The 22,939-nt window shown below is 56.7% G+C and carries 25 protein-coding genes; 6 read left to right on the top strand and 19 right to left on the bottom strand.

Features of this window, described 5'->3' with window-relative positions; genetic code table 11:
* Positions 1-17 precede the first annotated feature (17 nt).
* The 4 genes from QM712_RS04490 to QM712_RS04505 all read left to right on the top strand — a co-directional run bounded on the left by QM712_RS04490 (position 18) and on the right by QM712_RS04505 (position 4,199).
* Positions 18-929: a CBASS oligonucleotide cyclase gene (locus QM712_RS04490; RefSeq protein ID WP_415021838.1), complete on the top strand. Its 912-nt coding sequence runs from the start codon at positions 18-20 to the stop codon at positions 927-929.
* The gene (locus QM712_RS04495) at positions 919-1,509 is read left to right on the top strand and encodes a hypothetical protein (protein ID WP_415021839.1); all 591 of its coding nucleotides are present in this window, start codon (positions 919-921) and stop codon (positions 1,507-1,509) included. Before QM712_RS04490 ends, QM712_RS04495 begins: the two co-directional genes overlap by 11 nt.
* Positions 1,497-2,156 carry a hypothetical protein gene (locus tag QM712_RS04500; protein ID WP_415021840.1) on the top strand — a complete coding sequence of 220 codons (660 nt, stop codon included), beginning with the start codon at positions 1,497-1,499 and terminating at the stop codon, positions 2,154-2,156. Before QM712_RS04495 ends, QM712_RS04500 begins: the two co-directional genes overlap by 13 nt.
* 294 nt (positions 2,157-2,450) lie before the next feature.
* Positions 2,451-4,199: a retron Ec67 family RNA-directed DNA polymerase/endonuclease gene (locus tag QM712_RS04505; protein WP_415021841.1), complete on the top strand. Its 1,749-nt coding sequence runs from the start codon at positions 2,451-2,453 to the stop codon at positions 4,197-4,199.
* Positions 4,200-4,264: 65 nt separating this feature from the next.
* Here QM712_RS04505 and QM712_RS04510 read toward each other — a convergent pair whose 3' ends face one another.
* The 13 genes from QM712_RS04510 to QM712_RS04570 form a co-directional block, all read right to left on the bottom strand.
* Positions 4,265-4,939: a recombinase family protein gene (locus QM712_RS04510; RefSeq protein ID WP_415021842.1), complete on the bottom strand. Its 675-nt coding sequence runs from the start codon at positions 4,937-4,939 to the stop codon at positions 4,265-4,267.
* A gap of 329 nt (positions 4,940-5,268) precedes the next feature.
* The gene (locus QM712_RS04515) at positions 5,269-5,712 is read right to left on the bottom strand and encodes a hypothetical protein (RefSeq protein WP_415021843.1); all 444 of its coding nucleotides are present in this window, start codon (positions 5,710-5,712) and stop codon (positions 5,269-5,271) included.
* An 8-nt stretch (positions 5,713-5,720) separates the two neighbouring features.
* Positions 5,721-5,942, bottom strand: coding sequence for a hypothetical protein (locus tag QM712_RS04520; protein ID WP_415021844.1), 222 nt, complete (start codon positions 5,940-5,942; stop codon positions 5,721-5,723).
* Positions 5,943-5,949: 7 nt separating this feature from the next.
* Positions 5,950-6,954, bottom strand: a complete 1,005-nt coding sequence (locus QM712_RS04525; RefSeq protein ID WP_415021845.1) for a hypothetical protein — start codon at positions 6,952-6,954, stop codon at positions 5,950-5,952.
* 126 nt (positions 6,955-7,080) lie between these two features.
* Positions 7,081-7,245, bottom strand: a complete 165-nt coding sequence (locus QM712_RS04530) for a hypothetical protein (RefSeq protein WP_415021846.1) — start codon at positions 7,243-7,245, stop codon at positions 7,081-7,083.
* 10 nt (positions 7,246-7,255) lie between these two features.
* Complete coding sequence (locus QM712_RS04535) at positions 7,256-7,846, bottom strand: hypothetical protein (RefSeq protein WP_415021847.1); 591 nt, start codon at positions 7,844-7,846, stop codon at positions 7,256-7,258.
* A 948-nt stretch (positions 7,847-8,794) separates the two neighbouring features.
* The gene (locus QM712_RS04540) at positions 8,795-8,950 is read right to left on the bottom strand and encodes a hypothetical protein (RefSeq protein ID WP_415021848.1); all 156 of its coding nucleotides are present in this window, start codon (positions 8,948-8,950) and stop codon (positions 8,795-8,797) included.
* A gap of 477 nt (positions 8,951-9,427) precedes the next feature.
* Positions 9,428-10,681 carry a Na+/H+ antiporter NhaA gene (gene nhaA / locus QM712_RS04545; RefSeq protein ID WP_415021849.1) on the bottom strand — a complete coding sequence of 418 codons (1,254 nt, stop codon included), beginning with the start codon at positions 10,679-10,681 and terminating at the stop codon, positions 9,428-9,430.
* A gap of 211 nt (positions 10,682-10,892) precedes the next feature.
* Entirely contained in the window at positions 10,893-12,521 is a 1,629-nt protein-coding gene (locus QM712_RS04550; RefSeq protein ID WP_415021850.1) for a DUF6538 domain-containing protein, read from the bottom strand.
* A 160-nt stretch (positions 12,522-12,681) separates the two neighbouring features.
* Positions 12,682-14,184, bottom strand: coding sequence for a recombinase family protein (locus QM712_RS04555; RefSeq protein ID WP_415021851.1), 1,503 nt, complete (start codon positions 14,182-14,184; stop codon positions 12,682-12,684).
* Entirely contained in the window at positions 14,174-14,644 is a 471-nt protein-coding gene (locus tag QM712_RS04560; RefSeq protein ID WP_415021852.1) for a DUF2924 domain-containing protein, read from the bottom strand. The genes QM712_RS04555 and QM712_RS04560 overlap by 11 nt, the downstream gene beginning before the upstream one ends.
* Positions 14,645-14,655: 11 nt before the next feature.
* The gene (locus QM712_RS04565; protein WP_415021853.1) at positions 14,656-15,006 is read right to left on the bottom strand and encodes a DUF3489 domain-containing protein; all 351 of its coding nucleotides are present in this window, start codon (positions 15,004-15,006) and stop codon (positions 14,656-14,658) included.
* Between the two features lie 427 nt (positions 15,007-15,433).
* On the bottom strand, positions 15,434-15,706 hold the full coding sequence (locus tag QM712_RS04570) for a helix-turn-helix domain-containing protein (protein ID WP_415021854.1): 273 nt from the start codon (positions 15,704-15,706) through the stop codon (positions 15,434-15,436).
* A 198-nt stretch (positions 15,707-15,904) separates the two neighbouring features.
* On the opposite strand from QM712_RS04570, the gene QM712_RS04575 reads away from it, so the two are divergent.
* Both QM712_RS04575 and QM712_RS04580 read left to right on the top strand, forming a co-directional pair.
* Positions 15,905-16,636, top strand: coding sequence for a hypothetical protein (locus QM712_RS04575; protein ID WP_415021855.1), 732 nt, complete (start codon positions 15,905-15,907; stop codon positions 16,634-16,636).
* Entirely contained in the window at positions 16,633-16,962 is a 330-nt protein-coding gene (locus tag QM712_RS04580) for a hypothetical protein (RefSeq protein ID WP_415021856.1), read from the top strand. Before QM712_RS04575 ends, QM712_RS04580 begins: the two co-directional genes overlap by 4 nt.
* 26 nt (positions 16,963-16,988) lie before the next feature.
* Here the strand turns inward: QM712_RS04580 and QM712_RS04585 are convergent, their stop codons facing one another.
* From QM712_RS04585 to QM712_RS04610, 6 genes are all read right to left on the bottom strand, one after another.
* The gene (locus QM712_RS04585; protein WP_415021857.1) at positions 16,989-18,281 is read right to left on the bottom strand and encodes a hypothetical protein; all 1,293 of its coding nucleotides are present in this window, start codon (positions 18,279-18,281) and stop codon (positions 16,989-16,991) included.
* Positions 18,282-18,381: 100 nt separating this feature from the next.
* Positions 18,382-18,798 (bottom strand): DUF5681 domain-containing protein, encoded by a 417-nt coding sequence (locus QM712_RS04590; protein WP_415021858.1) that lies wholly within the window; start codon positions 18,796-18,798, stop codon positions 18,382-18,384.
* A complete protein-coding gene (locus QM712_RS04595; RefSeq protein WP_415021859.1) occupies positions 18,791-19,174 on the bottom strand; it encodes a DUF5681 domain-containing protein in 384 nt (127 codons plus the stop codon). The genes QM712_RS04590 and QM712_RS04595 overlap by 8 nt, the downstream gene beginning before the upstream one ends.
* On the bottom strand, positions 19,167-20,513 hold the full coding sequence (locus tag QM712_RS04600) for a site-specific DNA-methyltransferase (RefSeq protein ID WP_415021860.1): 1,347 nt from the start codon (positions 20,511-20,513) through the stop codon (positions 19,167-19,169). The genes QM712_RS04595 and QM712_RS04600 overlap by 8 nt, the downstream gene beginning before the upstream one ends.
* Positions 20,514-20,563: 50 nt before the next feature.
* Positions 20,564-21,289 carry a hypothetical protein gene (locus QM712_RS04605; protein WP_415021861.1) on the bottom strand — a complete coding sequence of 242 codons (726 nt, stop codon included), beginning with the start codon at positions 21,287-21,289 and terminating at the stop codon, positions 20,564-20,566.
* A gap of 647 nt (positions 21,290-21,936) precedes the next feature.
* Positions 21,937-22,932, bottom strand: coding sequence for a Bug family tripartite tricarboxylate transporter substrate binding protein (locus tag QM712_RS04610; RefSeq protein ID WP_415021862.1), 996 nt, complete (start codon positions 22,930-22,932; stop codon positions 21,937-21,939).
* Between the last annotated feature and the right edge of the window lie 7 nt (positions 22,933-22,939).

The raw sequence follows: 22,939 nt of genomic DNA on the forward strand, positions 1-22,939 counted from the left end.
GAGGTGGTGGCCCATTCTTGAATAGGACGCCCGAGCAGCTTCGTCAGCAGGTGCGCGAAACCGAAGATCAGACTGCCATTAAGGTGTTCGAGACCGAACTCGGCGGTCTTCTCGGCGAGCTTCTTGCGTCGGCAAACAGTAGAGATGTTGAAAAGGTCAGGGATCGTCTCGATGAGATAAAGGACGCTTTGGAAGGGCCGCTCGAAGCAACGGTCGACTCCCTGTTTGGCGGTTCGGTAGCGAAGCATACCTATGTTGACGGACTAAGCGATGTCGATTCCTTGCTCGTCCTGGACGATCCAGACCTACAAAATTCAAGACCGTCGGAAGCGATTAAATCCGTTGCGGATATACTGTCGAGCGAACTCGGAGGCGGCGCAAAGGTGAGTTCGGGTAAGCTTGCCGTTACAGTTGCATATCCGGATGGACAAGAAATTCAGCTGCTACCCGCATTCAAGACGGCCGAGGGCTTGAAGGTCCCTTCCTTTATGAGAGACGGGTGGTCAGGCATATCGCCTGAGAAATTCCAGGCCGCGCTAACGGCCAGAAATGAGCAATGTGCAGGGAAGCTTGTTCCGATGATCAAGTTAGCCAAGGCGGCCATTGGCACCTTGCCGGAGCAACAACGACTGTCCGGCTATCACGTCGAGAGTTTAGCGATTGCTGCCTTCCGGAACTACGAGGGCCCCAAGACGACCGCTGCGATGCTCCCTGTCTTCTTCGAGAAAGCGCGTGAATTGGTGGCATCGCCTATTCGGGATAGTACGGGGCAATCCGTCCATGTGGATGCCTATTTGGGCGATGCCGGCAGCCCCGAGAGGGTCGCCGCAGCGCATGTTTTGGGACGCATCGCAAAGCGCATGCGAAATGCGAGTGCCCATATGTCGCGAGAACAATGGGAGGCACTATTCAGCACCAATGACAATTGAAGCAAATATCGGTTCACGAGAAGAAATCGAACGAATACGGCGGGTTTCAGATCAGCTCTGCACCGCGCATGCTGCGTTGTCCGACAGGTTCAGCGGGCGAGCGCTTCTGCTGGACATTGTTGTTTTGGTTCTGTCGGCTCTGGTGACTGCGCTGGCGTTTGTCGACCCAAAGCTCCTCCACCATGCCATGCCTGAGTCTGTCGATCCCGCAATCGTGGTAGGCATTTTTGGTCTCGTGGTATTTTGTCTTACGTTGGTTCAGTCGAAGACCGATTGGCGCGGGCGCGGAGAGGCCCATAAACGCAGCTTCACGATGTACGCGGAAGTAAAGAGAGAAGCCGGCTATTTGCTTGCATCCGCCGGCGACATTCCTCCTCGTGAATTCCAGCGCCTTGCTGCTCGGTACGATATGGCGAGTGACGTTGGTAGCGGCGTGCCGGAATCCGAGTTTCTTCGTCTAAAGCAAAAGCATCTCACCAAGGTAGAGATCAGCAAATTGCTCGACAAAAAGCCGGGAGCGAGTATTTGGTTAACAAAATTGAAGCTGTTGATTCGCGATAATTGGCCATGGTCAACATAGAAGCCCGACAATCTGAGCTCGTGGACTATTACCTCGAAGCGAAGTGTTGGGTTGAAGGTTCACCGTTTGTACAAGAGGTCGAGAGTCAGAAGCGTGTCGTAAGCGAGCACTCGATCACCGAGACGGCCTTCCTTCGTGAGTACGCTTGGGTAGTCCTGAATTCAGGGTTTCGTGAGGCCGTAGTCAGGAAGCATTTCGACTACATCTCGCTCAGCTTCTGCGACTGGGAGTCGGCGGAAGAGATTGCCGAGAACCGAGACGTTTGCGTCCGATGCGCCTCTTCGGTGTTTGGCCATCGAGGCAAGCTTCAGGCTATCGCCGAGACCGCTAGCTTGATCGCGAAAAATGGTTTCAGGTGGCTTGAGGAATGTCTTGAGGTGGATGCGTTGTCCACCTTAGAGTCGCTGCGGTTCATAGGTGGCGTTACGAAGTGGCATTTGGCGAAGAACATCGGATTGGATGTTGCCAAGCCGGATCGACATTTGGTTCGATTGGCAAGTCGGTTCGGTTACCCCGACGTCCACGTCATGTGCCGAGACATTCACGAGCAGTGCGGCGATTTGGTTTCCGTTGCAGACTTGATTCTTTGGCGCTTCGAGGAACGCACCTCTGCTTTGAAGTCTCGAAAGCAAGATATTCGCAATTGATCCGAGCGTTCTCGGCGGTGTGAGTCCAGGAAGCTCTGCGAGTGAGGGGGATTGGCTTGTTGGGGCATCGCGCCAAGCGAGGCTTTTCCAAAGCAATATGTGGATAGAACTGGTTGTATGGTTGCTTGGCCGCACAACCTATGATGTCTAATACGCGGCTTGCGGACAGATTTTTCTATCATGTTTCGTGATAGTTGAAACCAACGCCGGCAAGACTGCCTCGGCAGATCTCAACGCTCAAGACGATGCTCGACGAGCGCATAAGAGTGTCCGCAAGCCACCATTCTTTGAAACATGGCGCATCTAACAAAGCTAAAGTCGGCTGCCACTCTAAACGATGTGGCCCTGCTTCTCGGCGTACAGCCTGCAAGCCTAGCTTTCATACTTTATAAAATCCCTGAGCATCAAAAGTACACGAAGTTCCCCGTTCCCAAGAAGAGTGGCGGTGAACGAATTATCTCTGCGCCCGATCCGCGTCTGAAAATGGTTCAGAAGCGGCTTGCGAAATTGCTCAAGAATTGCCAGCTCGAAGTTGAGGCGATCCTTAAGGTCAAGTCGCAATGCGTCCTTGCCCACGGGTTTAAGCCCGGCCTTTCAATACAGACCAACGCGGCGAACCATCGCGGGCAGCGCTGGGTGCTGAACGCGGACCTGCAAGACTTCTTTCCCAGCATTAACTTCGGGCGGGTTTATGGGTTCTTTATCAAGAACCATCACTACATGCTGAACAAGAAGGTTGCGACGATTATCAGTCAGATAGCGTGTCATGAGAATACGTTGCCCCAAGGGAGCCCGTGCTCGCCAGTGCTTTCAAACATGATCGCGCACATGTTGGATATCAGGCTCAACGAGCTGGCATCCAGCAATCGCTGCACTTACACCCGCTATGCCGATGACCTCACGTTCTCAACAAGTGAACGGGTGTTTCCATCGAGAATTGCCAAACGCGATCCGTCGAGCCTGCACAAATGGGTGGCCGGAGCTGGCCTATCGAAGCGAGTTGAAAAGGCTGGCTTCGCGATAAACGGTAAGAAGACCAGGCTCCAGTATCGGGATTCCCGCCAAGATGCGACGGGCCTCGTGGTCAACGAAAAGGTCAACGTCAAATCCGAATACTACAAGCTGGCACGGGCTATGTGCTGGCACCTTATGACAAAGGGAAGCGCGCATCTGAAGGTCGGTAGTATTCCAGTGCCCGTTGATGCAAAGAAGGTCAGGGGTATGCTGGCTTTCATCTATCACGTTAAGCGCTGGGATGACGATCGAACCAAAGTGCCTAAGGAGGAGATAGAGAAGCGCGCCTACTATCGCGTTTACGCCGATTTCTTGAACTATATATCGTTCTTCGGCCAGCCGCACATGACCATTGTTTGCGAGGGCAAGACTGACAACGTCTATCTCAGGTGTGCCGTGCGCTCTCTCGCCGCTCTCTATCCAAGCCTGATCCAGGTGAAAGGTAAGAAGAGAAATTTCCTTTTGCAGCTCTTCAAATTCACGAAAACGGCCGATGCTGTGCAGCACTTGTCTGGGGGTGCCAGCCAACTATCCAACTTGCTCAGCGAATATCGTAAGAGGATCAAGAACTGTAAGGGGACGCCGCAACATCCGACGGTTATTGTCGTCGATAATGATTCCGGGCCCGAGAAACTCTTCAAGCATCTTTCGAGCCTCCTAAAGAAAGATGTCGATGGCAGCGATCCATTCTACTTTGTCTACGAGAACCTTTACGTCGTGCCCGTCCCCAAGATCGGTGGGGCATTTACGGCGATGGAGCAGCTGTTCGAATCGCACGTGCTAAAGGAGAAGCTGAATGGGAGGATTCTCGATCTGACGAACAAGGAGCCCGATGGAACGAAGTTCTACTCAAAGAATGAGTTTTCGGTCGAGATCATCCAGAAGAAGCAGGCCTCTATCAAATTCGACGGCTTCAAGCCGCTTCTCAACGCATTGGTCGCCGTCCAAAACGACTATGCTGGCAAGATTTCGGCAAAGAAGGCTGCAATACCTGCACCGGCACCTGCACCTGCGCCCGCCGCTCCGTAGGGCAAAAACACTGATATAGGCGCATGAAAATGAATATGCGCAACGCCGAGTTCTTCAACGAGCCGCTATAGTCGGGCCACCGTTCGGGCCACTTGCACGGCGGACCAATCTGTCGAACCGCGTGGGGTGGGGACGCGTCGCTCCGAAAGCACTCTTGCTATACCGCTGAGTGAGGTTACGCCGCTGGATTGAAGCTCCCGAATGATGTGGGCAAGGTCCGCAGCCCGCTCATTCGCACGGGTCATCTGCGCTTCTCTGCCAGCCTTCCTTGCAGCGCGGGAAAGCCGAGCCCCTCTATCACCGCCCAGCGCGACACCGCGCCTCTTGGCAGCTGCGAGGGCCGCTTTGGTGCGGTCTGAGATCGCTCTGCGTTCTTCGTCGGCGACCATGGCCATGATGCCAACCGTCAGTCGGTTCGCATGCGGCATGTCTGCAGCAACGAAGTCCACTCCAGCCTTCTCCAACCCGAGCAGGAAGTGCGCGTCGCGAGATAACCGGTCGAGTTTGGCGATGACGAGCTTGGCACCATAGACGCGGCACGTCTGCAACGCCTTGGCGAGCTGAGGACGGTCGTCATCCCGCTTGCCACTCTCCACTTCGGTGAACGCATCTGCGAGGGACCATTGACCGCCGTTGAGATAGTTGCGCACGGCTTCCCGCTGGGCGTCCAATCCGAGACCCGATCTCCCTTGTCCCTTCGTTGAGACCCGATAGTACGCGACGAACACACCCTCAGCCATTCCATTACATCCCAATCAACGAACGTTGACTAAGTTGTAATGGGCTCGGTGCGAGTAAATCAAGCGAGGCGAGAGGCATGATCCTGAGTCACGCTGACGCAGAACGCATCAATAATGAGAGTGCTGCCACTGCTGTGATTGCAGTGGAGCGTATGCGCCTCTGAGCAAGGCGAAGACGCGGACGAGGGGACGGAAAGCGCGGCGTGCTGGGCAGGGAAGGTCCCGCCACCGAAACGATTTTGGGGCGAGCCCTACCCCAGGGGGAAGAAGCTGGCCGCTACCCCCTCAAACCCCGCTTCACAAATTTGCGCAGACTATCCGGAACCCGATTATGCGGCGGCGGTGATTTGAGGCTCGGCATTCAGTTCACCTCTGAGTGCCTTGAAGAGCAGCGTTCGGGCCAGCGGGTCGCGTGCCGCCTTGGCTGACACGACGATGATGTTGCCTTTCACGTAACCCAGCTTCGGTTCGATCCGTACGATGGAGGGCGACGCTTCGGCAGCAACGCCATTCGAACGCTCCAGCGGAATGTCAAAGGCCGGACATCGGGCCGGGATCACGATGTCGTCTACTGTGATGTTGATGGAAACGCCAAAGCGGCGGGCCGCTCGCTGAGCATTCTGCAGCATCGCCTTCCGAGGGTTAGTCTGAAGCGTGCGCCAGTAGTGCGCTTTGGTGGCCTTGCGTATGCTCTCACGTCGGCGCTCACGCATTTCCGCCTTTGCGGCGGTGATCGCTAAGGCGATGTGGGAGGCAGCGGGGATGGTGTTCATGGTCTTCCTTACGAGGATGGATTGATGAATGTGTCAGGCAAGAGGTCTGGACCGTGGTCGCTGATGCTGCGCTTCGCCATGGAGCGGACGATGAGCTTGATGTTGCTGCGATGGTAGCCGGGAGGTAACTTCCCGGCTCCCTTCAGCACAGCGTCAACAAGCCAGTCGAGGTGGTCCGCCAGAGGCTCCGGCAGTTGGGGCAGTGGCATCCGCTTCGCTGGCTTACTCATTGCTCTATCAGCCTGGAGTGATCAGGCGTTGCTTCACTGCGGCCGACCACGACATGGCCTTGGGCCAGCCGGGAGCTTTGACGAGGGTGTCCCCGCTCTTGCATCGGGTGATCTGGACGTCATGCCAGTCGGCCGTCATGGCCTCGAACAGAGCCGGGTCATTGGGCAGCTTCGTCAGTCTATCCATGGCCTTATTGCCGAGGTCTCGCAGCTCCCGATCATTGCCCCTGTAGGTGGCAAGACGAGCAGCCCGGAGTTCACTCTCATTGAGCATGTCATTGAGGAGCGATACGGATGCACCGGTCTCGGAGAGCACCGCGTTGGCCTGAGCTTCGAAGCCGACGATCACGGCCGACATCTGCTCAGCGCTGATGCCACGGGGCGGTGCGGTCGGAATGTCTCCCGACACGACGGCGTCTTCAAGCAAAGACGACACAGCGAAATTGCCGATGGCCTCATTGGCTTGTTCAAGTGCAGCGGTCGAGGCATTGATTGCCTTCGCCTGTTCTGCCGTGGCCTTGATCGTGTTGTCGTCGGTGGCCTGAGGCTGCTGCTGGGGCCGCTGTTGCTGTGATTGAACCTGAGGCTGCTGCTGATGGGACTGAGGGGCAGCGGCGACCCCAGCGTTAAAACCCGGCTGGTAGTCCTGTGAGATCAGTCCGGCAGCCTTGGCGGCTTCCACGGTCGTGGTCATGCCGTTGACGGTGACCATGCCCGGACGGGGCGAGGACACGGCAGTGGCACGGTGCGAGCCCCCGGAGACGATGGTGGCCCTGCCCTGCGACATGGTGATGGTGGCGTTGCTTGCCGTGTTGGTCCGCATCAGTGACGACGAGGACGAGCGAGCGGCTTCCTCGGATGCCCGCTTGGCAACGGCTAGGTCCTTCAAGGACTGCTGATGGGCTTCAAGAGCATCGAGCGTGGCCCGTTCACGGGACGCCGGAGTGCCTTGGGAGCCGTTGAAGGTGGAGATGGAGGCTTGGAATTCGGCGCGGTCTTCAGAAATGGACATTGTGGTCTTTGGTCTTTCAGTTGGACTTGGTTGGACTAGGGTCGAGTGGTCACAGCGCTGGCAACAGCGGCAGTGCCGATAGTGTGATGATCAGGATCAACACCGCGAGGTGCTCTGCCATGGCGATCACTCCGGGATAACCTCGGTGATGATCTGCACCTCTCCGTCAGGCTGATCGACGGAGACAAAGCGCTTGGTCGGGATTTCATCGTCGGTGGTGAGTTTGCCGGTGCCATCAGTGACGGCCGGCTCGATGAAGATTGGGGTGATTTGGATTTCGTCAGGGTTCATGGGTCTGCTTTCAAGTTTGGTCGAGGTGGTTCGGAGGGGCCGGGACGTTCGGAACCGGCCGAGCCTTCGCATTGCGAGCGATGTTGATCTGCTTTGCCCGCAGCGTGGTGAACTTAGAGACGAGCTGGGGAGTGACGCCGAGGATGTCCGCGATGTGGCGATGGAGCAGGCGCGGATGGTGATCGCACAGCCAGCACACGGCCTCCTGCGTGGTCATCTCCCGACGGCGGGTCGCACGGAAGGTATCGAGCGCAGCCTTCGCACGATCCATCGTCGGGGCGGCTTCATTATCGAGAGCGGCAACTGTGTCATCCCACGCTTCAGCGATCAGCGCTTGGCACTTGGGAGACAGAACATCGAACGGGTGTCCCGATCTCGGCTTGTCGTGTCGGATGCCAAGGCCAGTATCAACGAACGCTCGGGGCAGTCGATAGCGCCGCCCTTCGGCAGCGAGAACACCCATATGGTGAAGGATCGTGCGGACACGGTGTGGACCAACTCCGTATTTGTCACCAAGTTCAGTGACGGTCATGTATTCGCCGAGGATGTTGGTCGCGAGTAGTCCGGTCTGGCGGTCGAGAGTTTCTTGGACGTAGAGCATCGGTAGGTGTGGTCCTATCTGGTCTTTCGAGAAGTTGAACTCTGAGGTGGCTGGTCTTGGGGCATCGAGGTGCATGTGAAGGGGGGCAGCCTCTGGGGCTCGGCAGCTCCGCGCGGGGTGGACCAAGCATTACCCAAGACCTAAACACCCCAAAAATGAATGGAGGTGGTCTATCTGCAACTTGAAGTGTTGAGTGGTGCCGATCCGGCCAAACCCTTCATGATGGTGATGTGTCTCGGGAAGCATGTCGTTGCCTGCTCTGTGTCCCTCCCGGTGCAATGGGAGTTTCTGGGAACATGCTTGGCGTGCCGCTTGAGGTGTCGTGAAGGGCTTGGCGGGATTGGTAGAGGGAAGGGCGCTCCCACTGAGGATGTCGTCAGCCCGGCAGACCAGTCAGGTCGAGAGCTTTCCTCAGTAGGAGCCGCCACACCGTCACCCTCACGCGGTGATGTCGATCAGCCCGGAGACCACGCCGGGCCGAGAGCTGTCATCTGCTGGAGGGAGGGGCGTTTGGTAGAGGGAGTGGACAACCTATTCGATCAGCGTCGAAGAGGGCGTGTCCTATGTGGAGATGGCCAACCTATCGATCAGCCCCGGAGGCGCGTCTGTATCGCTGACATGCAACCCTACGCCAACAGCCCGAAGAGGGCGTTCCTATGGGCAGTGGGGCAAGCTATTCGATCAGCCCGAAAGCGCGTTCTGTTGCCCGATGGCGCAACCCAATCGACCTGCCCACGAACGACGTTCCTATTGGGTTGGAGGACAACCTATTCGATGGGCGACGATAGCAGCCACCCGTCCTAACAGAGGTCCCTCCTAAACGAGCCGAAGGGCTGCCCTCCAGATGATTCAGGGAGGGCCACTGAGGCGCCTTTGGAGTGCCCGGGTGCTACCCTCAGTTTCTCCAGCGAACGCGCCAGTGACTCTATAATTCAATCCTAGAGCCAATCAGGGGATGGCGTAGAACATCGCGAGACGCCACGCCGGAAAAGCCATGGACTGCCCGCCATCCGACGCTGAGCGATAGGCGATGCCGTTCCTCTGGCACAATTCGTCCAGGCGGCGCTCGTCATCCCGGAACGTGGCCTCCGGGTCGGCCAACATGCAACGGGCTCGTCCATCTCATGCCACCATTCGCGTATGGTCATGAGCCGTGAGGGATCACGCGCGACGCGACCAAGGCATGTCGGGGTGCCGATGAGGTTGGCTGAGGATGTGGTGAAGGTGTTCATGGTGATGCTCCGTGTCGGTGATTGCCATCCGTAGTCAGTCTACGAATGGCAGGGGAGCATTGCCTCGCACGTAGTATCAACACGGTGGGTTGATCGCAACTCCACGACGTAGGTCATTCCGCCGCATGTTCGATTGCCACTGCTTTTGCCGATGGGGCAGTATCGCATAGACACGCTTGTGGACGCCATGCGGGGAAAGCGCTGAGTCAATTGGCACGGCAGACAACGAGACATGCAGCTGGACCGTATCCAGAATAGGCCAAACAAACACACATGACCGCGTTGGGCCCATAAGCCGATCTCGGTGCGGGTGTTAGCTATGTCCCCTGGGGGCCAGGAGCGGACTTCCTCATGATCGGACGTTGCGTTGCCGCTGTGCGTATTCGGCACCCCAGCCAAGCCCAAGCGTGACCGAGATCAGCGAACCGAGTAGCACACCGAACTTTGCGGCATCGAGCAGTTTCTCATCGGTGAACGCGAGCATGGCAATGAAGATGGACATGGTGAAGCCGATCCCGGCCAGAAGTCCGATGAGACAGATGCCGGGCCAGGTCACGCCTTCAGCCAATCGGCATCCGCCCAGCCGCACAGCTATCCATGTCGCCCCGATGACGCCGACTGGCTTTCCCGCGCAAAGAGCAAGTCCAATGCCGAGCGCGACAAACTGCGTTCCGCCATCAAACTCGATGCTCCTCAGATCGACGCCCGCGTTCGCGAACGCGAATAGAGGCATGATGGCATAGGCAACCCAAGGATGCAGAGCTGCCTCGACCCGAACGACCGGCGGCTCTGTCTCTGCACCAGCCGTCCGTGCTGGAGTGATCAGGCCCAGTACCACGCCCGCAAGAGTTGGATGTACACCAGCGACAAGGAATCCAGCCCAGACAATAAGGGCTGGTACAACGTAGATCAGAGCGGTGCGGAAACCCAACCGCTGCAGGCCGAGTGCCGTGATAATTCCGGCAGCAGCGACGATGAAGCCGCTTGGCTGGAGTCCGTCGCTATAGAACAGGGCAATTATCAAGACCGCGATGATGTCGTCGATAATGGCGAGCGCCAGCAGAAAGACCCTCACGTTGGACGGGATTGACCGGCCCAGCAGTGCGAGCACGCCAACAGCAAAGGCGATGTCTGTCGCAGTCGGGACCGCCCAACCATGGCCTCTGCCCGCCGTGTTGTTGAAGCTTAAATAGACCAATGCCGGCACGATGACCCCACCGCACGCCGCCAACACAGGTAAAAGCGCCTGATCGAACCGACTGAGCGCGCCTTCGTGAATTTCGCGGCGTATCTCCATGCCGACGACGAGAAAGAACACGGTCATCAGCGCGTCGTTGATCCAGAAATGCACCGATCTGACGAAGGCGAACTCGCTTAAGCGAAGCGGCAACAGCAGGTTCCAAAGGTCGTGATAGGAATGGGACGCAGGCGAGTTCGCCCAAATCAATGCAACGGCTGCGGCGAATAGCAGCACCACCCCGCTGATGGCCTCGACATGCAGGAACTGCTGGAGGGTTGCGAGCGCCCGCTGAATTGCTGAGTGGCTTGTGTTCGGCCGCTGGTTTTTCAAGGGCGCACGGGCTCCGCGTGGCGGCCCGACCATCGCTTAACCTGTCACTACCCGTTTGCAGTGAGCACCCGTGAGTTTCTTCTACACGACAGGCCCGCGAAGGCAACCGTTGGTCTGCTTCGGGTCACAATCAGAATCGGGAGCACCTCTGAGCTTGGTCTGCTACCATCTCGAAAGCTGCCATCGCTACGTGAGATGATTTGCGAGGGGAAATGACGGCGGGCGCTATGATGCGCCGCTCCGGCTATTCCGCCGCATCTTCCATGGCCACGGCTCCGTTGCCTTTGCCGAGAGCATAGCGAGGAAACTTTCTCATGGCATTCGAACGAGTCTTCAGGGTGACCTTGGTGTACATCTCGCCTTGGGTCTTTGCGGCATGGTTTGAAATGGCGTCTAACGTCAACGCCTCAATCCCCGCCTCCAGCCCGTAGGATTTGAAGGTGTACCGCCAAGCATGGTTCGGTTGGCGCATCTCTCTCGGTACAAGCTCGCGCACCATTTCATAGACGCGTTTGTAGACGCCCTCAGCGGGACCTTCGATGGAGCCGCCCTTGCCGGGATCACAGAACAGATGCCCCGCCTTGGCGCTGTTGACGAAATCGATGAAGCCGGTCGCGATCAAGTGTTCATGCACCGGCACGTCACAGAATTTGTTGTTCTTGATGCTGCCTGCCTCCGGTGTCAGCCGAATGATCCAGCCATGACCCGGGTCCTTACGAACGTCCTGCTTCCGTAGCTGGATCATCTCAGCGACGCGAGCGCCGGAGTATGCACAGAGCCACGGTACCCATCGCTTTGCCGCGGTGGTCTTCGGGTCCTCCCGCTTTGATCCAACAATGGCGGCGGCGTGTTGCAGTATCGCGGCAGCTTCGTCGGGTAGGAAGAATTTCTCCCGCACCTCTGCCTTCTTTCGCTTCGACTTGATCCGTGTTCCGTCCGTGGGGTTTGAGGTCAGCCATTCGCGCTCAACGCCCCAGTTGAACACGTTGCTGAACGAGGCGATGTCGGTGTCGTTGATCGACTTGACTGCGATCTTGTCGGCTAGACGTTTGTCCTTCCAGCGGACGATGTCTTGCTTCGTCACGCGGCTGGCGTCATCGTGCCCAAGGAACTCGATCAACACCTCAAAGCGTCGCTTCGTGCGATCAGCATCGCGCTTTGTAACGCCACGGTCCAGCGCGGCCTTGTGCCACGCCACGGCGAGGGCGTTGAGGGACCGGCCAGTGGCCTTTGACGGTGCACGCTCGAATGGCTGAAAGCGCTTGGCGTAGTCATCGGGTGAGAAGTCGCCATCTGCATTCCGAGAAAGTTTCCGGGCTGCTTCTGACAGATCGCGAGAGGTCCATTCGATCAACTTCCAGCGGCTCTCAAGATCGGTGACGATGCCGCGACGGGTGAGGAAAATGTCGGCCATCTTGCCGAACCGCTCTTCCATGGATGCGCGGCGACGGTCACCCGGGGATCGATGGACGCCCAATCGCGCGACCGCACCATACTCACCCCGGCGAGCTTGCTCATTTAGCTCTGCCACGCGAAGCCATTGCTCAGTGGTGAGGGCGGGACTGTCTTCAAGGCCCTCCGCAAATGCTTTGTACAACTCGCCGGAGAGAGCGCTGATCTGCTTATCGGTGAGCGGTTGGGGACCGACGCGGAGCGCAGCCATCGTGCGCTCAACCTCAGCGGCGATCTCGGGGCACTTGGCCTTCGCAGCCGCTCGGTCGGCTGTCTTCAACGAAATGCTGACGTGGTCCTTGAACCAGTTTGGCGGACGTTGATCCTTCGGCAACTTTGCCAAGATCGTTTGAACATCAGCAGGGATACGCTTGCGGTAGTACCAGTTGTCGGAACCGCGGCGCTTAGTAGGGCAGGCCATTCGCAAAACCATCGTGTAGCACCCGTGTGTATCAGGCGCAGCGCGAAAAGCTCAACGATCTCAGTAAGTCCTTGATGTCGCAGGACAACGAATGGTGCTGCCAGACAGGATTGAACTATCCAAAATTTATCGTCAGTTCCATAACGCGCGATTATCGAGTTCAGTCGAAGAGTTCGCCCTGCCGGCGCCAGGACAAGGGCAGGAGTTTCGCGATTTCCTTTAGTTGAAACGTTGCTCGTTGCTCTAGAACCGCCTTCATCAGCTCCGGCGCCAGAAATGCGAGCCGCAATCCCTGCCGAACGATCTTCGGGTGGATATGCGCTACGGTCGCGAGAGCTTCAACGGATTCGTGGCGACCGCTCGATAGATCGTCAAGCCAAGCATGAGCTCGGATAGCGGATTTTAGAACCCGTTGGTCGGTGGTTGTGTCTGAAGACGTCGTCCAGATCTGCGTGGCTCTTTTCGGCCTTGGACTCCAAGGAATATTTATCAGGCTACCCTTTCCTTTTAGACGCTTTAACGTCAATCGGAGATAACCGGTTGAGACGATAATTTTGTCAACGTAGTCGCGCATTTCATCTTTTGACGCGTGAAATCGTTCACTGAGCGCGGCCTCAACGATTGCTTCGACCTCCGGCGCCGAAATTCGTGCGACCGACCCGGCATCTTTTTTGCGTCCTCGAAGCGCCGTGCTGATGTAGAATCGGTAGCGCACGCCATTCTTGCTGGAAAAGCTTGGGCTCATCCTGTTGCCTTTGTCATCGAAGATCTTTCCCTGGAGCGGAGCGCAATTTGCGGAGAATTTGATCTTGCGTTTGATGGTATTCGACTTCAGGAGGTCCTGCACATGATCGAAAGTCGCGCGGTCCAAGATCGCTTCATGCTCTCCCTTGAACCACTTGCCGCCGTAGTGGATCTCTCCAACGTAGATTCTGTTTTTGAGAAAATAGGCGAGAGGACCGTAAGTGAAAGGGATGCCGCCCTGATACTTCGGCGCTTTGGTCGCGCGACGTTTGGTGACAATCTTGCGCCGATCTAGTTCCGCCACAAGCTTACCAAAGGATCCTAGCTCGAGGTAAAGATCAAAGATCGTTCGAACCGTTTTGGCCTCGGATTCGTTGAGGGCGAGCTTCTTGTCCTTAGCGTCGTAGCCGAGAGGGACGGTGCCGCCGGTCCACTTGCCCTTGCGTCGACTGGCCGCAACTTTGTCCCGCACCCGCTCGGCTGACAGTTCGCGCTCGAATTGGGCAAAGGAAAGCAGGACATTCAAGGTCAGGCGTCCCATCGAGGTGGTCGTATTGAACTGCTGGGTGACAGCGACAAACGAGACGGTTCGAGCATCGAAAGTCTCGACGAGCCTTGCGAAGTCGGCTAGGGAACGGGTCAGGCGGTCGATTTTGTAAACCACGACCACGTCGACCTTGCCACTCTCGATGTCGGCCAGAAGTCTCTTGAGCGCCGGCCGGTCAAGATTTCCGCCGGAGTAGGCAGGGTCGTCGTAATGCTGGGGAAGAGCCTTCCACCCCTGAAATGCCTGGCTTTTGATATAGGCCTCGCAAGCTTCTCGTTGGGCATCCAGTGAGTTGAATTCCTGCTCCAGCCCGTGCTCCGTCGACTTGCGGGTGTAGATCGCGCACCGAGTGGCCTTGGGGTCACTTGCCATCAGTCGCCTCCTGATGCGCCACAGAGCGCAGCCCGAAGAAGCGAGGGCCGTTCCATTTCGTGCCGGTGATGGCGAGAGCGATTTCGGAGAGGTTGGTGTAGGTCTTATGGTTGTGAGTGAAGCCATCAGAGGTCACGGTGACGCGATAGGTCTTGCCATTCCAGGTCCGGACCAACTCAGATCCTGGTTTGATCCGTCGAGGCAACTCCAAAGGCCCGTTGGGTTTGGCTAAAGCGGCCCTTACCAGTTGGTCGAGTAGTCTCTTGGTTGCTGCGGGAAGGCCCCCATAGGCCTTCTCCTGAATTCTGTGGGCAATGCTGCGGCGCAGAAGGTCCGGGCCGAAGGCCTTTGGCGGTTCAGCCCGGAACAGTTGGGAGTAGCGTTTCCGTAGCTTAGCTATGGGCATCGTCGGCAACCGATCCAGCTCGGCCTCGACGGCCGGAGCGGCTTTTGTGGTCATCAACGTTGCCTTCACGACGCGGCACCCGGTTTCGCGATCCGGTATATTCGCGTGCCGTTCACCTTCTCGGACGTAAGGTTCAGCTTTAGCTTCTTCTTGACAACACCGGCGAAGAATCCGCGCACGGAATGCTGTTGCCAGTCCGTCGAGGTCATGATCGCGGCGATAGTGACGCCCTTGGGTTGACGCAACAGGCCGAGTACGATCTCTTGTTTCGTCGAGCCAGCTGGCGTCTCCAAGGTCCGGGCGACGGCCTTCTTGGCCGGCACTGAGATTTTGATGAGTGCCCTCTTCTTAGCGATTGATTGTTTTGCTCGGGACAGTGACGATTGTGATTTGGTCTTTGGTTTGCTGCTTGCCATCTGGCTCTCCATCGCTGCAACGACAGCATCGGGTACTGCCACTGACGTGAGCCCAGCCTTGAGGGCCAGGCGATAGAGCGCCGTTATTGCATCTATCAGTCGCGCGAGAGCCTGCTTAGTAGTGAAGCAGCATCGCGAAGCCTGCCGGCTTCATAGATCAGCTACTCGATGTCCATCGAGATTATGACGGCCTCTAATGCTCCCGGTATCTGCACATGCTTGTGCCGCCTTCGGGGTCCGAGCCGCCTCAGATAGCCTGGCGTGAATTTCGCTAAGGCAGGCGATGACAGCATCGTGGAAAACTGGTCTGCCCATTCATTGTCTCCTATTATCGGGGACAGTGACGCTCCGGTGGCCTCAGAAGTCGAGCAAATTCAGAGCAATCTTATTGCTCGTGCGTAGCCTTCCCGCCCTCCTGAGAGCGGTCTTAGCCCGCGCTACGGGCACGTGTCGGCCTGACCAGCTTACCGGCGGCAAACTCTCTAAACAGCTTGACCGGATCAGCGCCCAAAGCCGAAGCGATCTCGATGAATTCAATGACGTCAATGCGGCGTTCGCCGCCCTCATACTTAGCAACGAAAGACTGGGGCCTGCCAAGCTTCTCAGCTAAGGCCTGTTGGCGAATACCAGCCTCCTTCCGCGCTGCGACAAGAGCCGCTATGAGCCGGGCATAATCTGCTGATTTAAGGGACTTCTGCATGCACCGCCAAGCCAAGGATTCGGCGGCAGGCAATTTGATCCCGAAAAAGGATTATCCCAAAACTGGATATTTCCTGAATTGCGAGCTATCCTGCGAGCCAGTTGGCAGGAGGGGGATTGCGAAATGAACAGTCATAGGAATCGAATAGGAAGTAAGCGCAGTGCGATATGTTTCTCCAACAAAGGAGCTGGTCCGCTGTTGATCTGTTTGGTGCTCGCAATAGCTCTTGCGCCGTCGGCAGGACGATGTAGCGACAACCGGCAAGCCAATCAGCAGGATGCAGCGCAGTCCGAAGGATTTGTGAGATGCGACCGCCAGGCTGAGGCAGAGACGGCCGAAGCCTCCAAGCTTACGCCGGTTGCGCCGACGTCCATACTCAACCCAATTTTGCTGCTGAATGACCTGCACCGGCGCAAACAGGAAGAAGAGAACCAGCCGAGAGCTCTGGAGCAGATCGAACTGAAGAGGCAGCAATGCCGCAGGAATGTAGTTGCTGCCGCGGCGTCCAGAGCGCAGGAAGCTCTCGATCAAGAGACAGATGCCATGCGCGGATATCGACGCACTACATTTGAAACGTTCGCTCTCGACGCCCTAACCCTAGCGGCCTCGCAGGCTCGGATCTCAATGAGAGGAGCTTATCTGCCTGACGGCAATCTTGAATGGCTCTTCCCGAGCCAAGTCGAGGCTATTCAAGCGCGAAGTAATCCGGCCGGCATGCGCAATATCAGCAGGATACCCTTGGCGACCGATCATGCGTCTCGCGAATTCAGAAAGACTCTTTTGAGGTGCAAGTCTACGCCAGGTTCGGACCAGATCGGTTGCCCTGCGGTTATCGTAGGTCACGTGAGCATCTGCACGATATCCACACCTCTTGGGGCAAACAACGACATTCCATGCATCGTGGTCGAAAACGGCCGGGAGATTAGATGATCATGCAGAAGAATTTATTGACCTTAGGGGCAGTGGCGTGGCTCACAACATTTGGTGCGACTTCTCAGGCAGATGATGCGCGTTGTGCCGTACCTCCATACGGGGCGCCGGTTCAGTCATTTCGGGCGTTTGTCAAAAACTTCGGATCGCTCGTCCCGCCCGCAAAGTTCCTGCCGAGCATTTGCCAGATCAAGTATGGTGGTGCCGAGCGAACACCTCTATACAATCTGGGCTTCACCGACAGCGATATCGACGGAAAGCCGCTGGAGGATCTCTGGGTTGAAGTGCTCGATGCGGTGCGGCGACTTGCTATTCAAACAAAATAGTCCAAGTGGGAAACAGCGCCGCTCTGCTAGAATCCTTCACTATTTCCTAGTCCGATCGAAATGCCGTAGCAGAACGTATCTAGCAGGTCGTCCTCTCGGCCGTTGTCCTTGTCGCCGATGCGAAAGCTCTCCACTTGATCAAGCAGATGGTTGCGCGACTTGCGCTTGTAGAGTGAGAGCTTGTTGAATGCGTAGTCGGAGTATTTGACCTCTCCTCGATGAACGTAACCCGATACTGATATGGCACGCTCATCCTTTCCCATAGCTGTCAGCTTTGTATTGATGGACTGTGCCGCCATTCCGCGTCGCTGAGCTTGCTGCAGCAGTATCGTACCAGAGTTCTTATCCTCGATCCATGCGCCCAGATGCCCGTTCCGGGCCCCGCAAATCCTTGCGAGCCCCTCCAGTCGGGCGAAGATCGATGGCAGCCAAGTTTCCAGAGTTGCGCCTTCAATCTGAGCGATATCCCAATCTAGGATTATAAGTGGAGAATTGGGTCCATGCCGGTCAATCGCGAAGTACGTTACCGCTGTTGCATCGTGCTCGGTGCCGGTTTTTGAAGCGGTATCAATGACGGCGTACACCGCGTCGCATCTTCTGGGGTATGCGACGGGCTGGCCGTCATCTAGAAGCTTATCCCTGCTGAAGAAAGCCACGCCTGACCAGTCAACGAACTCGGCCTCATACTCTTGAGCATAGACCAGTGGATCATTATCCCTGACGAGTTCCTGCAGCAAGCGGGCACGTCTTGCGGTCCAAGTAACGACGTCTTCGTTTGCAAGCATCTTGGGTAAGAGTGGATTGTCCGCCGTCCTGGCGTGGTACTCGACGAAGCCGTATTGAGGGTCGGTGCAGATATTGTAGAAGAAGTTGTCGGGATTTTTTCCGGCCGAATTTGAGCATACGAGCGCCTCGCCGTTGAAGTCATAGAGGGTCGGCTTGATTGCTTTTTCGAAGATGCTCATCATTGAGCCATCGACTTTATTGTCGCCGTCTTTTGCAAACGCGGCCTCGTCAATGACTACGCGGTGGTATCGCCTGCCGCGGCCAGCGATCGGGTTCTCCAAACTCCAAAAATCGAGGCGTGCGCCGGTTTTAAAACGAATGACGGCGCTTTGCTTTGAGGCCCTCTCGATGATTGGATCTAGACCGTTCGTTAACTCAGAAAAGACCTCAGCCCAAGTCCGATGCTGGGGTGAGAACCAGGCGCACTCCCAGCCACGAAGGATGCCATCTGTAATCCAGAGCTTGGCAAAATCGGTTTTACCAAAGCGTCGACCGCAACGAAGCGCCTTGAAGCGATGCTCTTGGAGCGCCAAATGTGCGGCTTCTTGTCCGGCGTGGAGCCGGGGGAGTGATAGCCGCGACTTCGATGAAGAGGGGGAGCGTACTTGTGATCTGGACATCTTGGATCGAAGGCTAGCGGGAATCTTTTGGCCGCGCCGGGTCAATAGCCGAGGTGGCGGCCACATCTCTCGTCTTTTGCTCGGCGGTCTGACCTGGATAGTCCTGGAGCCAGCCGTCGATTTCGATGAACTCGCCACGCGAAGGGCCGGCTCGGAGTGCCTCAGCGCGGAGTTTGAGAACTAGATCCGCTGCATCAATGTCTCCCTTGACCGCTCTATCTACGATCACCTTCAGCCTCAGTTCTGAACGAGTTGTCGTTCGCGTGAGTCCATTTTCGCTATATTGGATCGGGGCGTTAAGAGCTGTGTTGATGGCGTCAGACAGAGCAGTCGGCGGGCGCTTTGGCCGCCCTTTGGGATTGCCAGAACGACCAGGTTTGAATTGAAACTGCTTGGGCGGGCGGCCGTACCCGACAGTATCGTCAGTCATGGCCGTTCCCCCCAGTACCGTTGCCCCCAGCGTCGCGGGCATCGTCGCCCGTAAATCTCAGCTCAATGTGCCGGGGCCGATCATCGTGCTCCTTGGCGAGGCGCTGGTACTTCAACAGCGTGCGGGATGCCTTGCAGTTGCCTGAGAGCTCTTTCCGTTGCAGCTGCGAAATAATAGCTGCCAGAGCAGAGACACGTGTTGGCACCCCGTTGAGGCTGATCGTCACATAGGACAGCAGGAGCCGATCAAGTTGCTCAATCTCGCTCTTTGGTTGCCGCAGCTTCTTGCGAGGATTGCCACTTTGGCCCTTTTTCCATCTCGTACGAAGAGGGGGGCGGCCGTATCCGACCTTAGATTTGTCTGACGGACTACTCATTGGTGGGGCGCCGTTTCGCCTTGATGAAATCGTAGGTTTCGCCAAGCGGACTTGCCGCTTTGCGTCCCGTCATTCGCTGCCAGCGCTCGATCGCTGTGTCTACGTAGATGGGATCGAGCTCGATGCCGTAGCAGCGCCGGCCGGTTCGCTCCGCCGCGAGTAGAGTTGTTCCGCTCCCGAAAAATGGATCGAGGACGATCTCATGGCGCTTGGTACAATCCAAGATCGCGTCGGCGACCATCAAAACAGGCTTAACTGTCGGGTGTAGTTCGATGCCACGGCCGAACCCTTTGCGGCCGAATGAATTGGCACCTGCGTAGTTCCAGACGTTTGTGCGGTTTCGGCCGAATCTTCCGAGCTGAACATTATTTTGATGCGATGCCGATCCGTTCTTGAACAAGAACACCAGTTCGTGGCGTGACCGGTAGAGCGAGCCCATGCCACCGTTGGTCTTCACCCAGACACACAGGTTTAGAAGCTCACTGCCCGATGATCGACCGGCATCGAGCATCTCAGTCATGTGACGCCAGTCCATACAGCAATAGATGAGGGCCCCTGCCGCCGTATACCGATTGATCGCCGCCATAGCCGATGTGAGAAAGCTTCGAAATTCGCTGTTCGACATCTCGCCGGTCGCCATCGGGAATTCCCGATGCTGTACGGCTCCTTTGCCGCTCACGTGTCCGTCGATGCGGACATTGTAGGGGGGATCGGTAAAGGCAGCTGCCGCTAACTCACCATGTAGTAGTTTGCTGTAGGCCGCCGAATCTAGAGCGCTGCCGCAGTAAAGTCTGTGCTCGCCGAGCTGCCAGATATCTCCCACGGCCGAGACCGGATCAGGCAAGGCGACCGAAAAGCCGTCGACGTCGTCACCGGGAGTGGGCTCTTCCAGCGACTGGATGCGGAAGTCGATCTCCGGTGGATCGAACCCAATAGCCTCGATTTCGAAGTCGAGGGCCATTTCAGACAAATCTTTAAGTTGAACTGCGAGCTTTTTGTCGTCCCAGTCGGATAGGTCGGTCAACTTATTGTCGGCCAACATATAGGCTCTGGCCTGTTGCTCGGACAGGTGATCCAGAGAGATCACTGGAACTTGCGACAACCCAAGCATCTGGGCGGCCAGCACGCGCCCATGGCCCGCCAAAATATTGTTATCCCTGTCGGCGAGTACGGGCGCATTGAAGCCGAACGTCTTGATGCTCTCCGCGAGCTTTCTGAGCTGACTTAAGCTATGCTTCCGGGCGTTTTGCGGAGCCGGCCGCAGCTCGGATACGCTAACAAGCGCAAATCGATTAGTAGTATTTGGACCGCTGGTGAGGAACTGGACAGGCGAATTCATCGGCTACATCTCCAGCTTTCACCTATCTTCAGTGAAGCTGTTGACAAAGCCTAATGACTTTTGGACGCCAGACCAGTCTGCTTTTTCTTTGTAGTTTTCTTCGTTAAGGCGGACCGCGACGATCGTGGCGTTGTCCGAGCGTCTAGTGCCACACTGGTTATCGTTGCAGCCGTTCCGTTGAGTGCCTCGCCAAATCGCTCTTCAAGCGCGAGCCCTATCAGGGTTTGAACGCCGCGGACTGTCGGGTTGCCGCGATGTCTGTCTACGACAAGTGGATCGCCGTGCTGACGTGCGGTGGTCGCGAGTTGATCGAACCAGTTTGCAACTCTATTTAGGGCGTCGACGTCCGGTCGAGCTATGTCGCGCGATACCGGATCATCAAATCCGAGACTTCCGAACTCTATTGCTAGAGTGATGTCGCGTGCAATCGTCCGAAGCAAGGTAGCATGACTACGCCAATTCAGCTTGGCTGCTTCAATTTCGGAAAGTTTTGACACTGAAATGCGGTCGCTTGCGGCACTGATCGCTAGCTGGATGATTTCTCGAACGGCGGCAATTTGTGCTTCGTCGTCCGACTGATCAGGTCTCGCCCTGGCCGCATTGAGAAAGCGACCTGTCTTTCGGTCGCGTCGAACGAACTCCTGATAGACCGGTCGCATCCGGGAATCATTCAAGAGGCGATCAAAGATAAACCTGTGCCGGCTGACACAAGCTGCGCTCTTTATCTCTTCAAGTACGGGCTTCAGGAGATCTGGAATCCAGGCGGGGAGGGGCATGATTTACTGCCATAAAGTGGAGGTGATCCAGCGCGCAATTGGTTTGAGGCAATTTCTTGACGACCTGGTGCGGTGTTGACCTCATTCACAGCGGACTAACAGCCTTTTTTGCACGTTCGCGGAAAGTCGATTATGGAACGTTGCTCCGACCTGTCTTCCCAGAGGCGGTGCTATTTGTTTCAGGCGGTGATGATGAGGACGTTCGTCGGCGAAAGGCGTAGGAGGGCCCATAGGAGCGAGTGTTGCTCCGTCGAAGTGTGCTAGCTGCAAGTGATGGATCGCGCGATAGTCGGCCGGCGAGTTGGACACGCCTATTCCATCGATAACGCTTTTTCTGCAAGCGTGGCACAGCTTTAGCGGTACGGGACGACGGGGCCGACTGGCTGGTAGAATCGACAATGCCACCGCTATCGAGAGTGAGCCGTCCCATCCCTTCCAATCGCTGTTGGAGCGCCCTTATCAGGATGGCAGAAGTGTCACATCGAAATTCACCGAACGCGCGGTTCCAAATGAGGGTTCTGCCGTCCCTGTCTTCGCCAGGTTAGAGTCGGCATAAGAAGGTAGTCCTCGACCACGGCATTGGCCGCATCCAGCCTGATAATCAACGCGAAATCAATTGAATGGAAGCGCTTCGTGCCGAACGACTGTCAGTTCGGAGCGGCCGAAAGCTTGGAAACAATGGGAATCCATTGTTTAAGATCGTTCTCGATAAAATTGACGAAGCTTGCGCTTCCTGCTCCCGAAATTTCGACGCCTTCTGTCTGGTACTGTTGAAATATGTCGGGGCGTCTGATCGCAGCGATAGCCGCTTTTTCGACCAAGCCCAGTACAGATGGGGGGGTTCCCTTAGGTGCAAAAAGACCCATCCACACATTCATCTCGGCCTGCGGATAACCTGCCTCCGCCATTGTTGGAACGTCGGGCAATAAGGGCGATCGCTGGACCGATGTCATGGCGAGCGGTACTAGACTGCCGTCCTTGACGTATTGTTCGAAGATCCCAACAATTCCAAAGACGATATCTAGCCGTCCGGCCAACAAGTCCGTCGTTGTGTCCGCGACAGACTTATAGGGCACAGAGGTTAGTTCCACCTCGGCTTCGCGACTGAAGAGCTTCGCTGCAAGGTCAGACGACGTGCCGATGCCTCCATTTCCGTAGCTCAGGGGCTGTCCCGCAGTGGCCTTTGATTTCGCAAGTTTGACTAGATCGGCAACACTCTTCACGCCGAGCGAAGGTCGAACCAGCAAAACGTTGGGAAAACTCACAAGATTCACAAGTGGGACAAAGTCATCGGACGCATATCCGAGGTCTTTTCGGAGCAGGGGGTTAATTACCACAATTCCCTGCGAAGCGATGAGGAGCGTGTATCCGTCAGGCTCAGCATTTTTTACCTTCATGGCTCCGAGGATTCCGCCAGCACCTCCGACGTTTTCGACGATGACTGCTGGTGCGGCGAGTTCGCGCTTCAGCCCGTCACCAAGGCGTCGCGCCAAGATGTCGGCTGATGAACCCGGAGAAAACGGAGCGACCAAAGAAATTGTACGTGCAGGAAATAATTGCTGTTGCGCCCTCGAATCCTGCGAGCAAATCCCCATCGACACACAAATGGTAATTGCGGCTAAGCGTTTGGAGGTGTGGTACATCAATTTC

It is taken from the genome of Bradyrhizobium sp. (assembly GCF_047605465.1).
Classification (GTDB): Bacteria; Pseudomonadota; Alphaproteobacteria; order Rhizobiales; family Xanthobacteraceae; genus Bradyrhizobium.